Below are 12,771 nucleotides of genomic sequence, written 5' to 3' on the forward strand. Positions count from 1 at the left end.
CACCTGGTCGCCGACGCTGGAACGAGGCTGATGCGGCTCCCCGATCCGTCCCGGCTGCCCGACCTGCCGGTTCGCGCGGTGCTCGGCGAGGTCACCGACGCGTTGGCCGCGCACGGCAATGCGGTGCTGGTCGCGCCGCCGGGCACCGGGAAGACCACTCTCGTCCCGCTGGCCCTGGGGGCGGCGGCCGATGCGGACCGGGGCCGGGTGCTGGTCGCCGAACCGCGCCGGTTGGCCACGCGCGCGGCCGCAGCCCGGATGGCGTCACTGCTCGGTGAACCGGTCGGTGAGACCGTCGGCTACGCGGTGCGTGGCGACTCCCGCCGGTCGGACCGCACCCGCATCGAGGTGGTGACCTCCGGGCTGTTGCTGCGCAGGCTGATGACCGACCCGGAGCTGGCCGACGTGCACACGGTGCTGCTCGACGAATGTCACGAGCGGCATCTCGACGCGGACCTGCTGCTCGCGCTGCTGCTCGACGCGCGGGCCGGGCTGCGCCCGGACCTGCGGCTGCTGGCGACCTCGGCCACGGTCGCCACGGACCGGCTCGCCGAGCTGCTCGGGGAGGCACCGGTGGTGCGGGTCGAGGCGCGGATGTTCGCGGTGGCGACCCGGCACGTCCCGCCCGCCCGCGGCGAGCGCATCGAGGCCTGCGTGGCCCGCGCGGTGCGGACCGCCCTGCAGGAGGGCGACGGCGACGTGCTCGCCTTCCTGCCCGGCGTGCCGGAGATCCGCCGCACGGCCACGCTGCTCGGGGGCGCCGACCTGGCCGACGTCGACGTGCTCCCGTTGCACGGCAGGCTGCGCCCCGCCGAGCAGGACCTGGCGCTGGCACCCGGGCCGCGGCGGCGGGTGGTGCTGTCGACGGCGGTGGCGGAGTCGAGCCTGACCGTGCCCGGGGTCCGCGCGGTGGTGGACGCCGGGTTGGCCCGGACGCCCCGGACCGATCATCGGCGTGGGCTGGCCGGGCTGGTCACCGTGCGGGTGTCGGCGGCCGTCGCGGAGCAGCGCGCCGGCCGCGCCGGGCGGGAGGCGCCGGGTCGCGTGTACCGCTGCTGGCCCGAGGGCGAGCTGCTCGCCCGCTATCCCGAGCCGGAGATCCGCACCGCGGATCTGACCCGGCTGGCGCTGGATCTGGCGTGTTGGGGAACGCCGGACGGCAGCGGGCTGCGCTGGTGGGACCCGCCGCCGGCCGGTCCCTTGCAGGCCGGGCAGCAGGTGCTGCGGGCACTCGGGGCGCTCGACGACGGCGGTGTCACCGACCGCGGGCGGCGGTTGTCCGAGCTCGGACTGCATCCGCGGCTCGCCCGCGCGCTGCTCGACGGGGCGGCCCTGGTGGGTGCGCAAGCGGCCGCCGAGGTGGTGGCTCTGATCGACGACGACACCCTGGCCGAGGGCGGTGGCGTGGGTGGGGCGGCGGACGACGAGCTGCGACGGCTGCGGTCCGGAACCGCCCGCGGGGCCGGACGCTGGCGGGCCGAGGTCACCCGACTGCAGCGCATGCTGCCCCGCACATCCAGCACTTCCGCGCGTTCCTCGTCGCCCGCGGGACCTGGTGCCGGAGCCGCCCTGGTCGTCGGCCTCGCCTACCCGGAGCGCCTGGCGCGTCGCCGCTCCGCAGGCACGGGCCCGCAACGGCTACACCGCGACGTCTATCTGATGTCCGGCGGGACGGCCGTGGAGCTGCCTACCGGGAGCCCGCTGGCAGGCCAGGAATGGCTGGCGGTCGCCGACGCCGACCGGACGCCGGGCGCGGAGCACGGGCGGATCCGGCTGGCCGCCGCCGCGGATCGCGAGCTCGCCGAGCTGGCCGCGCCCGCGTTGCTCGTCGAGGAGGACGAGGTGCGCTGGGCCGACGGGGACGTCGTCGCCCGCCGGGTGCGCAGGCTCGGGGCCATCGTGCTGACGGAGCGCCGCCTCGAGCGCCCCGACCCCGAGGCCGTCGCGAACGCTCTGCGGCACGGGCTGAAGACCGAGGGTCTCGGGCTGCTGCGGTGGAGCGAGCACGCGCGCCGGCTGCGCGACCGGCTCGCCACCCTGCACCGCGTCTTCGTCGACAGCGGCGACGGCAACGGGTGGCCCGACGTGTCCGACGCCGCCCTGCTGGCCGAACCCGAAAGGTGGTGGGGCCCTGCGCTGGCCCGCGCCCGCAACCGCGCCGACCTCGCGCGGATCGACGCCGCCGGCGTCCTGCGTGCGCTGCTCGACCACCGGCACGCCGCCCGGCTGGACCAGCTCGCCCCCGAGCGGATCGCGGTGCCCTCCGGCGCCCGGATCGCCGTCGACTACTCCGCGGACCAGCCGGTGCTCGCGGTGAAGCTGCAGGAGGTCTTCGGGTGGACCGGCACCCCCACCGTCGCCGACGGCAGGCTGCCCGTCGTGCTGCACCTGCTGTCCCCGGCGGGTCGGCCGGCCGCGGTCACCGCGGACCTGACGTCGTTCTGGGCCACCGGCTACCCGCAGGTGCGCGCCGAGCTGCGGGGCCGCTACCCCAAGCACGCGTGGCCGGAAGATCCGCTGACGGCGCCGACGAGGCCGCCCAGGGCCCACCGATGACTTCCGGCCGCCGCCTCGGTCGTCACCCGGGAGCGATCATCGAGGAGGACGGGCCGTGCGCACGCTTGCCATCACCCAGAACGTGACCGCCGACGGCGCGGTGGAGATGCTCGGAGACTGGTTCGACCCCACCGCCGAGGACCGGCAGGTCACCGAGGCCATGAACCGGTTCACCGAGCGCGGCGACGCGTTGCTGCTCGGCCGGCGGACCTTCGAGGACTTCCGTGGCTTCTGGCCGAAGCAGACCGACGACCACACCGGCGTCACCGACGAGCTCAACCGGGTGCAGAAGTACGTGGTGTCCTCGACGATGACCGACCCGCAGTGGCAGAACTCGACCATCCTCAGCGGCGACTGGCTCGCCCGCGTCGCGGAGCTCAAGGAGCAACCCGGCGGCGACATCGGCGTGACCGGCAGCATCCGGGTGTGCCACGCGCTGATCGAGGCGGGGTTGGTCGACGAGTACCGGTTGTTCGTCTACCCCGTCGTGCAGGGGCGCGGGCGGCGACTGTTCCCCGAGGGGTTCGAGGCCGACCGGCTCCGGGTCGTGGACGTCGCCGGTTTCGACAGCGGGGTCACGCTCCTGCACTACGCCACGCGGTGAGCGCCCGATGAATTCGGCTCACCAGCCGAGGGGTCCGTGGCGGTCCGTGTAGGTGCCGGTGGGGCCGTCGGCGCCGATGGTCGCCATGCGGACGATGGCCTCGGTGCCCTCCTCCACCGTCTGGGGGCCGCTGTGGTTGTTGAACTCGGTGGCCGTGTAGCCGGGGTCGACGCAGTTGATGCGCAGCTCCGGAACGGCGGCGGCCCACTGGGTGGTGAGCATGTTGAGCGCGGCCTTGGACGAGGTGTACGCGGGCGCCTGGAAGGAGCTCTCGATCCGCTCCGGATCGGAGGTGACCGCGTGGGAGCCCAGGCCGCTCGAGACGTTCACCACCACGCCGGCCGGCGCCTTGCGCAGCAGCGGCAGGAAGGCGTGGAAGGTCCGGACGGGCGGCGCCTCGGCGTGATCCGAGTCAGCCCCGCTCGCCGGGGAGGGCGGGGCGGTACAGCCACGCGGTGAAGAACGCGGTGAGGTCCGTGCCGGCGTGCTGCCCGGCCAGTTCGACGAACTGCGCCGTCGTCACCGTCGCGTGGCGGTGCCGCGCCGTCCAGTCGCGCAGCAGCGCGAAGAAGCGCTCGTCGCCGATCCGACCGCGCAGCGCGTGCAGCACCAGCGCGCCGCGCTTGTAGACCCGCTCGTCGAACAACCGCGCGACCCCCGGGTCGGCGAGGACGAGGTCGGCCGGCCCCGCCGCGACGTGCGCGTGCCACTCCCGGGCATGGACAGCGGCGGTGCGGCCGCCGGACGACTCGGACCACAGCCATTCCGCGTACGTTGCAAAGCCCTCGTTGAGCCAGATGTGGCTCCAGTCGGCGATCGTGAGGCTGTTCCCGAACCACTGGTGCGCCAGCTCGTGTACGACGAGCCGCTCGTGGGTGCGCCGCCCGTCGAGATGGTTCGACCCGAAGATCGACATGCCTTGGGCCTCGATCGGGACGTCCAGCTCGTCGTCGGTGACGACGAGCTGGTAGTCGGCGAACGGGAAGGGACCGAAGAAGCCCTCCAGCGTCGTCATGATCGCGGGATGTCGACCGAGGTCGCGGGCGGCGAATTTGGTGAGTCGGGCGGGGATCTGCGCCACCTGCGGCACCGGGCCCTCGGCGACCACCACCTTCTCGTAGCGCCCGATCTGCACGCTGACCAGGTACGACGCCGTGGGCTCCGATCGCTCGTACACCCACGTCCTCGTGCCGGCGGAGCGGCGCCGCGCAGTGAGCACACCGGTGGCGGCGACCGTGTAGCGCGCGGCGGTGGTGACGGCGATGCGATAGGTCGCCTTGTCCGAGGGGTGGTCGTTGCACGGGAACCAGGACGGCGCACCGACGGGCTGGCTCGCGACGAGGGCGCCGTCGGTCAGCTCGTCCCAGCCGACGCCGCCCCATCGGCTGGCGACCGGTGTCGGGTTGCCGCTGTAGCGCACGTCGACGGTGAACCGGCCCACGACCGGGCGGTCCGGCGTGACGTGGAGCTTCCCGCCGTCGCGCGGCGACCGTGACTGCGTGAACTTCGCCGGACGGCCGTCGACGAGCACGCGGGGCACGCGGAACCCGGCGAGGTCGAGGCTGAACCGGCTCAGCGGTGCGTCGGCGACGGCGGTGAGCACGGCCCGCCCGCCGAGCCGGTTGGCCGCGAGCTTGTAGTCGATGTCCAGGTCGTAGTGCTCGACCCGATACCCGCCGTTGCCGTGGGCGGGGAAGTACGGGTCACCGGACCGAGCTGCGCCGGCCTTCGGTTTGCGGCTCAGCTCCACGTCGTGATCGGGTTGCCCAGCCAACAGGTCGACGCGGGGACGGCGTCGCCGCGCGTGACCAGGGAGCCCGGGCCGATGGTCGTGGCCGCGCCGATGTGCGCGCCCGGCAGGACGATCCCGTTCGGCCCGAGCGTCGCGCCCTCGTCGATGCGCACGTCGTCCATGCTCATGATCCGATCATGGAACAGGTGGGTCTGCACCACACAGCCCCGGTTGACGGTCGCACCGTCGCCGAGTCGCACGAGGTCGGACTCGGGCAGCCAGTACGTCTCCAGCCACACGCCGCGCCCGATGCTCGCGCCCATGCTGCGCAGCCACGCGGTGAGGACGGGGGTGCCGCCCGCGTGCCCCACCAGCCACGGGACCGCCAGCACCTCGACGAACGTGTCGGCCAGCTCGTCGCGCCACACGAACGAGCTCCACAGCGGGTGCTCCACCGGCCGGAACCGGCCGACGAGCAGCCACTTCATCGCCGTCGTGACACTGGCGGCTACGACACCGGCGGCGAGCAGCAGCGGACCGGCGAGCACGGCCGCGGCCACGATCCCGGTGCCGGCCAGGATCGTCGTCAGCACTCCGACGACGAGGACGGCGAGCGCGGCGGAGCACATCACCGGCACCATCCGGCACAGCTCGGTCAGCCCGCGGGCGATCCTGAGGTGCCGCGGCGGGTGGAAGGTGCGGCTCGTGTCGCCCCGCTCGACGGCCCGGCGCAGCGGCATCGGCGGCAGGCCGAGCCACGAGGAGCCCTTCTTCGCCTTCCGTGGCGTCGCGGAGAGCACGCCGACGAGCCCGCGGTCGGGCACCGACCGACCCGGCGCCGTCATCCCGGAGTTGCCGAGGAAGGCCTGCTTGCCGACCCGCGACGGTGCCACGTGCATCCAGCCGCCGGAGAGCTCGTACGTGCCGACCATCGTGTCGTCGGCGAGGAACGCGCCGTCGGCGACCGTGGTCATCTTCGGCAGCGCGATCACGGTCGACGCCTCGACGTCGCGGCCGATCCGGGCACCGAGCAACCGCAGCCATGCGGCCGTCAACCGGCTCGAGTACAGCGGGAACAGGCCCGTGCGGGCCATGCCCATCAGCCGCTCGGTGGCCCAGACCTGCCAGCCCGCGCGGCTGTGCACCGGGTGGAAGCCCTCGTCCATGCCGATGCCGAGCAGGCGCACGCCGACCACGACCAGCGCCGCGTACGTGACCAGGTAGGCCACGGTCGCCGGTGCGACCATCAGCAGCGCCCCGCCGGTCGCGTCGGCGGGGGACGCCGCACCGGCGACGCCGACCGCGACGATCGCGAGCGCAGGCAGCGCCGCCACCGCGGGCAGCAGCCCGAGGAGCATCGACGTGATGCCGTAGGCGAGGGCCCATGACCGCGAGCGCAAGGGGCGGGTCGACGGCCAGGACACACGGGACCTGCCTGCCCGCCGCGCCGGCGAACCCGCCCAGTGCTGCCCGGCGGGGATCGCGCCGCGGACCGTGGACCCGGCCGCGACCCGGGAGCCCTTGCCGATCCGCGCGCCCGGCAGGAGCGTGCTGCGCGAGCCGATCGTGGCCCCGGCGCCGATCCGGATCTTGCCGATGCGCACGACGTCGCCGTCGACCCAGTAGCCGCCGAGGTCCACCTCCGGCGCCACGGCCGCGCCGCGCCCGAGCTTCAGCAGGCCGGTCACGGGCGGTGCGGAGTGCAGGTCGACGTCGTCGCCGATCTTCGCGCCGAGCGCGCGGGCGTAGCGGGTGGTCCACGACGCGCCCGAGACGCCCGTCGCACCGGACAGCTCGGCGAGCTGCGTGGCCGCCCACAGCCGCACGTGCACCGATCCGCCGCGCGGGTAGTTGCCGGGCCGCACGCCGTGCAGCAGCAGGCGGGCGCCGCCCGCGGCGATCCCGATCCGTCCGGCCGGGCTGAACAACACCGCCCAGGCTATAGCGAGCGACCACCACGGCGCTGTCACCATCCAGGACGGCGGCGCCCACGGGACGACAACAGCGGCGATCGTCGAGATCGCCGCGGCGACGCTCGTCCAGCGCAGGCCGACCAGCGTCAGCATCGGAGCCATGAGCAGGGCCTGTGCGACGGCGGTGCGGCGTGGCGTCGGCACGACGTCGCGCTGTGTGGTCCGGGTCGCGCTCATGGCGTCCAGGTGGGCCGCAATCGTTCCCAGCCGCGGATGCAGATAGAGGTCGTTGACCGACACCTGCGGGTGTCGGGTGCGTATCCGGGCCACCAGCTGCGCGGCGGTGAGGCTGCCGCCGCCGTGGGTGAAGAAGTCGGCCTTCGGGTCGGTCACGGGCACGCCGAGGATCTCCGCCCAGCCCTCGGCCAGCCACCCCTCGGTCGGGGTCAGCAGACCCGCCGCGACAGGGTCGAGACCGTTCGCCGGCGACAGTGTTGAATCCTTCAGGGGCCAGGGCAGTGCGTCGCGGTCGACCTTGCCCGACGTGCGCGTCGGCAGGTCGTCGACGATCGCGAGCAGCGGCACGAGTGCGGCCGGAAGCTGCTCGCGGAGGGCGAGCGCCGCGGCGTCGGTGTCCAGCTCGCCCCGGGGCACCACGTACCCCACCAGCACCTGGTTGCCCGCCGGGGTGCGACGGACGGCGGCCGCCGCGCCGCGCACGCCGGGCAGCGCGAGCAGCGCGGCGTCGACCTCGCCGAGCTCGATGCGGCGCCCGCCGAGCTTGACCTGCTCGTCGGCCCGGCCCAGGAACAGCAGCCCGGCCTCGTCGGCGCGGACGACGTCGCCGCTGCGGTAGGCGCGCGCCCAGCCCAGCGAGGGCAGGGGAGCGAACTTCGCGGCGTCCTTGTCCGTGTCGAGGTAGCGGGCGAGCCCGACCCCGCCGATCACCAGCTCGCCGCTCTCGCCCATCGCGACCGGCTCGCCCGCGGCGTCGACGACGGCGAGCGCCCAGCCGTCGAGCGGCAGGCCGATCCGCACGGGCCCCTCGCCGGTCAGCTGCGCCGCGCAGGCGACGACGGTGGCCTCCGTCGGCCCGTAGGTGTTCCACACCTCGCGGCCCTCGACGGCCACCCGCTCGGCCAGCTCGGCCGGGCACGCCTCGCCGCCGAAGATCAGCAGCCGCACGTCCTCCAGCGCGTCCGGCGGCCACAGCGCGGCGAGCGTCGGGACGGTGGAGACGATCGTGATCCGCTGGGCCTCCAGCCACGGCCCGAGGTCGACACCGGTGCGGACCAGCGCCCGGGGCGCCGGGACCAGGCAGGCGCCGTGCCGCCACGCGAGCCACATCTCCTCGCAGGAGGCGTCGAACGCCACCGACAGCCCCGCCAGCACCCGGTCACCGGGCCCGATCGGCTCGTCGACGAGGAACAGGCGCGCCTCGGCATCGACGAACGCCGCGGCGGCACCGTGGCTCACCGCGACGCCCTTCGGGGTGCCCGTCGAGCCGGACGTGAAGATGATCCACGCGTCGTCGTCGGGCCCGGGCGTGCCCGGCCGACCGAGCGGCGCGCCGTGCATGGTCACTGACCCGCCGTCGCCGAGGACGGCGCACACCCCGGCTTCGCCGAAGACGAGCTCGGCCCGCTCCTCCGGGTCGTCGGCGTCGACGGGCACGTATGCGGCTCCCGCGGAGAGCACGGCGAGGATGGCGACGTAGAGCTCGGCGGTGCCGGACGAGATCCGGACGCCGACGCGGTCGCCGACCCCGATGCCGCCGGCGGCGAGGCGCCGCCGGACCGCGTCGACCTCCTCGGCCAGCTTGCGATAGCTCAGGATCGTGCCGCCTGCGTCGACCGCGGCCTCGTCGGGGTGCTGCGCCATCGTCTCGGCGAGCACGTCGAGCAGCGTGCGACGGACGGGCTCAGGCGCGACGGGATAGACGGCGGGGGTGCGGAGGAGCGCGAGGGTCACCGCACACCGGCCGCAGTGGACGCGGTACGGGAACGACGACGGCGGCGTGCAGCGCGCGGGTGCAAGTCTCACCTTCCGGGTGAACGTGCTGTGTCGTCAGCCGGGTCGGGGCTGGGTGCGGGTCTGGCGGCACCACCCGGGGCACAGCGAACTCTCCTCGGCAGGTTAACGGCAGATGTCCGGCCGGTCTCGGAGACGTGCGGGAGTTCACCCCAGCGATCACGCCGGGAGCGCGAGGCCGATCCGGGCGTGCATGGCGTGGCTGTGCCCTGGCGCGAGGACGACCGCGTCGTCGGCGACGTTGGCGGTCTCGACGCACACCATCGTCGGCCACTCCTCGTCGCCGAAGTCCTTCATCGCCGCAGCTTTGGCGACCCAGGGGTTCCAGACGACCGTGTTCTCCGAACCGGTCGTGGCGACGAGCAGGGTCCGCGCACCATCGCGCACGCTCACGTCCGCGGTGGACCGGTAGACACGGTCCGTCTCGCCCGTGAAGACGACCGGGCCTTCCTGGCGGACGAGCGCGCCCCCGGACGTCTTGTCCGCGTAGGTGGCCCCGTCGAGACCGTCGACCTGCACCTCGCGGACGTCGGAGACGCACAGGTAGGTGTGCAACGCCTCCTCGAACGTGACCGCCTCGGCGCCGGTGTTGCGCACCGACAGCTCCAGGTCGAGCTCTGCGCCGACGGTGATCGTGTAGAGGGCCTCGAAACGGTACGGCCACAGCTCGGCGCCCGGCAGCCCGACGACATCGCCGTCGGTCAGGCGCAACGTGACGACGACGGCATCGCCGTCCTGCCGGGCGCCGTGCAGCTTCCAGTCCGCGACACGGGCGAACCCGTGAGCCGGTGACATGTCGCCGTTGCGGCCGGGTCCGAACCACGGGAAGCAGATCGGCACTCCGCCCCGGATCGCCCGGCCGGTCTCGAACAGGCTCCTGCGGCTCATCCAGATCACCGGTGCCTGCCCGGCAGACGCCCATGCCGTCACCTGGGCGCCGTGCAGGTAGATCTCCCCGGCGCCACCCGGCGCGCGCACCCGCACCAGAGGCAGGCCGCCCTCGCCGTCGGCAAGGGTCACGGAATCGGGAAGCGCGACGTCGGCGGGCTCGCTCATCGCGTGGACGATACGACAGGTCGTCCGGCGCCCTGCAGACGATCAGGACGAACGCCGGCTCCTCAGGCCTGCAGGATGCTGACCGCCCGCGTGTTCAGGTAGCACTCCAGCGCCTCGGGGCCGCCTTCGGTGCCGTATCCGGAGTCCTTGAGGCCGCCGAAGGGCAGTTCGGCCGAGGGCATCGCCGGCATGTTCACCCAGAGCATGCCGACCTCGACGCGCCGGGTGAGTTGGTCCGCCGACGCGAGCGACCGCGTGAAGGCGTAGCCGGCCAGCCCGTACGAGAGCCGGTTGGCCTCGGTGATCGCGTCGTCGAGGTCGTCGAACTCGCGGATCCCGGCCACCGGTCCGAAGGGCTCTTCGTTGAACAGCCGCGCGTCGAGAGGGACGTTCTCGTAGATGGTCGGGGCCCAGAAGTTGCCGGTGTCGCCGAGCCGGCGTCCACCGGCCAGAACCGTGGCGCCGCGCTGCACGGCGTCCTCTCCGAGGACCTGCATGGCGTCGAGCCGCCGGGGGTTGGCGAGGGGGCCCATCTGGGTCCCCTCGGTCAGTCCGTCGCCGACGGTCAGGCCGTCCGCGACGCGTGCCAGGGCCGCGCCGAAGTCCTTGGCGATGGATCGGTGGACGAGGAACCGGGTGGGGGAGATGCACACCTGCCCTGCGTTGCGGAACTTGACCCCGCCCAGCGTCTTGACCGCCGGCTCCAGGTCCGCGTCCTCGCACACGATCACCGGGGCGTGGCCGCCGAGCTCCATCGACACCCGCTTCATGTGCTGCCCGGCGAGCGCGGCCAGCTGCTTGCCGACCTGTGTCGATCCGGTGAACGTGATCTTGCGGATCACGGGGTGCGGGATGAGGTGACCGGAGATCTCCGCCGGATCGCCGTAGACGAGACCGAGCACGCCTGCGGGGAGGCCTGCGTCCTGGAAGGCGCGGATGAACGCGGCCGGGCTGGCCGGGGTCTCCTCGGGCGCCTTGACGATCATCGAGCAGCCGGCCGCCAACCCGGCCGCGACCTTGCGCGCGACCTGGTTGATCGGGAAGTTCCACGGGGCGAACGCGGCCACCGGCCCCACGGGGTCCTTGATGACCATCTGCCGGATCGCGAGGTTCGAGCGATGCGGGACCAACCTGCCGTAGACCCGGAAGCCCTCCTCGGCGAACCAGTCGAGCATGTCGGCGGCCGCCGCCGTCTCGCCGCGGGCCTCGACGAGCGGCTTGCCCTGCTCGAGGGTCATGAGGCGGGCGATGTCGTCCGCCCTCTCGCGGATCAGCTGGGCCGCCCGTCGCATGATCGTGCTGCGCTGCGCGGGGGTCCGGTCACGCCATACCTCGAACCCGCGCTGTGCGGCGTCGAGGGCACGGTCGAGATCGTTGATCGACGCGTGGGCCACCGAACCGATCACGTCCCCGGTGGCCGGGTTGTGGACCGGGATCGTGCGCCCGTCGGCTGCGTCGACCCAGGCGTCGTCGATGAAGAGCGACGTGTTCGGGTAGGTCATGGGTCCGCTCCGATCGTGGACGATGGTCAGCGCGACGAGTCGCGCGGCCGCCGACCTGACGATGTCACGAGGCGCGCCACCGGTGCGAGTGCCGAGCTCCGAGCTCAGGTGGGGAGGACCCAGTTGGTGAGGATCATGCAGGTCGCCGTACCCGGTGAGGATGCTGAGCACGACGTTGCGGCCTCACCGGTGCGCGGCCACGGTGACGGCGACGCCGGCCAGCTCGGGCAGGCCGCGGGTGGGCGTGGTCAGGTCGATCTGCGCCAGGCAGTAGACGGCGAGGACGGTGATCGCGCCCAGCGGCATCCACCGGCCGACGTCGGCCAGCAGCGCCGACCCGGCCACGGCGTTCTTCACCGCGAACGGCACTGCACGCAAGGCAACGGTGATCGCGACAGTGACCGCCAGGGCCGTCACTCTACGAGCGCTGGCTGACCACCCAACTGATGGGCGACCCGGCCATCGCCCGCGTCGACTCCCGGATCACCATGAAACTGCTCAAGCTCCGCAGATAGGGAAGAAACCGATGGGCCCGCGGTGTTCGCCCGTCCGTGACCACTCTGGCTGATCGCTCGATCGCCGTTCTGCGCGCAACCCACGACGATCTGGCCGCCCTGGTGCCCGGCCTCACCGACGAGCAGCTCACCGGACCGTCCGGGGCTTCCGAGTGGACGGTCGCGCAGGTGCTGTCGCACCTGGGCAGTGGCGCGGAGATCGGCCTCGCCACGCTGCAGACGGCGCTCGCCGCCGGTCCTGCCGCCGGTCCGGACTTCAACCAGAGCGTATGGGACCGCTGGAACGCGATGAGCCCGCGCGAGCAGGCCACGAACTACCTCGACCACGACGCCCGGCTGGTGGCGGCGTTCGAGGGCCTGACCTCCGAGCAGCGCTCGACCGGGCAGGTCGACCTGGGCTTCCTGCCCGAGCCACTGTCCCTCGCGTCGTTCGCCGGCATGCGGCTGAACGAGGCGGCGCAGCACCGCTGGGACGTCAGGGTCGCGTTCGATCCGGCTGCGGCGATCCGGGCGGACGCGGCGGCGGTGCTGGCCGAGCACCTGGCGGGAGGCTTGAGCTTCCTGGCCGGGTTCATCGGCAAGGCCGACGCGCTCGCCGCGCCGGTGGTGGTCGACTTCGAGGGCTCCGGCTACGGCCTCGTCGTCACCGACAAGGCTGCGGTCGTCGCCGAGCCCGCCGACCCGACCGCGACGTTCACGGGCCCGCTGGAGGCGGCGATCCGGCTGGTCGGCGGCCGCCTGCGCCCGGCCAACACGCCCGAAAGCGTGAAGGTCACGGGCGCCGTCACCCTGGACGACCTGCGCCGGGTGTTCCCCGGTTACTAGGGCCCTGCCGTCGGCGCCCGCACCAGCGCCGCCGACC

The 12,771-nt window shown here is 73.6% G+C and carries 8 protein-coding genes and 1 pseudogene; 3 read left to right on the forward strand and 6 right to left on the reverse strand.

From position 1 onward, the window contains the following. Positions 1-30 precede the first annotated feature (30 nt). Together hrpB and RM445_RS05725 are read left to right on the forward strand one after the other, a co-directional pair. Complete coding sequence (gene hrpB / locus RM445_RS05720) at positions 31-2,556, forward strand: ATP-dependent helicase HrpB (protein ID WP_311554992.1); 2,526 nt, start codon at positions 31-33, stop codon at positions 2,554-2,556. Between the two features lie 55 nt (positions 2,557-2,611). Beyond that, a complete protein-coding gene (locus RM445_RS05725) occupies positions 2,612-3,160 on the forward strand; it encodes a dihydrofolate reductase family protein (protein ID WP_311554993.1) in 549 nt (182 codons plus the stop codon). A gap of 18 nt (positions 3,161-3,178) precedes the next feature. Here the strand turns inward: RM445_RS05725 and RM445_RS05730 are convergent. The 6 genes and pseudogenes from RM445_RS05730 to RM445_RS05755 all read right to left on the reverse strand — a co-directional run. Then, a pseudogene (locus RM445_RS05730) lies at positions 3,179-3,538 on the reverse strand (SDR family NAD(P)-dependent oxidoreductase); the annotation flags it as partial. A 34-nt stretch (positions 3,539-3,572) separates the two neighbouring features. Then, a complete protein-coding gene (locus RM445_RS05735) occupies positions 3,573-4,910 on the reverse strand; it encodes a M1 family metallopeptidase (protein WP_311554994.1) in 1,338 nt (445 codons plus the stop codon). Beyond that, a complete protein-coding gene (locus RM445_RS05740; RefSeq protein WP_311554995.1) occupies positions 4,901-8,776 on the reverse strand; it encodes a Pls/PosA family non-ribosomal peptide synthetase in 3,876 nt (1,291 codons plus the stop codon). The genes RM445_RS05735 and RM445_RS05740 overlap by 10 nt, the downstream gene beginning before the upstream one ends. Before the next feature lie 219 nt (positions 8,777-8,995). Continuing rightward, a complete protein-coding gene (locus tag RM445_RS05745) occupies positions 8,996-9,892 on the reverse strand; it encodes a D-hexose-6-phosphate mutarotase (RefSeq protein WP_311554996.1) in 897 nt (298 codons plus the stop codon). A gap of 62 nt (positions 9,893-9,954) precedes the next feature. Continuing rightward, a complete protein-coding gene (locus RM445_RS05750) occupies positions 9,955-11,394 on the reverse strand; it encodes an NAD-dependent succinate-semialdehyde dehydrogenase (RefSeq protein WP_311554997.1) in 1,440 nt (479 codons plus the stop codon). A 183-nt stretch (positions 11,395-11,577) separates the two neighbouring features. Next, entirely contained in the window at positions 11,578-11,811 is a 234-nt protein-coding gene (locus tag RM445_RS05755) for an AzlD domain-containing protein (protein WP_311554998.1), read from the reverse strand. Between the two features lie 134 nt (positions 11,812-11,945). Here RM445_RS05755 and RM445_RS05760 point away from each other — a divergent pair, with 134 nt between their 5' ends. Continuing rightward, positions 11,946-12,734 carry a maleylpyruvate isomerase family mycothiol-dependent enzyme gene (locus RM445_RS05760; protein ID WP_311554999.1) on the forward strand — a complete coding sequence of 263 codons (789 nt, stop codon included), beginning with the start codon at positions 11,946-11,948 and terminating at the stop codon, positions 12,732-12,734. The last annotated feature ends 37 nt before the right edge of the window (positions 12,735-12,771 follow it).

It is taken from the genome of Pseudonocardia charpentierae, from assembly GCF_031845345.1.
Taxonomy (GTDB): Bacteria; Actinomycetota; Actinomycetes; order Mycobacteriales; family Pseudonocardiaceae; genus Pseudonocardia; species Pseudonocardia charpentierae.

Coding starts and splice junctions, on each gene's coding strand:
- hrpB (WP_311554992.1), top strand. CDS start 31: ATGCGGCTCCCCGATCCGTCCCGGCTGCCCGACCTGCCGGTTCGCGCG.
- RM445_RS05745 (WP_311554996.1), bottom strand. CDS start 9,892: ATGAGCGAGCCCGCCGACGTCGCGCTTCCCGATTCCGTGACCCTTGCC.
- RM445_RS05750 (WP_311554997.1), bottom strand. CDS start 11,394: ATGACCTACCCGAACACGTCGCTCTTCATCGACGACGCCTGGGTCGAC.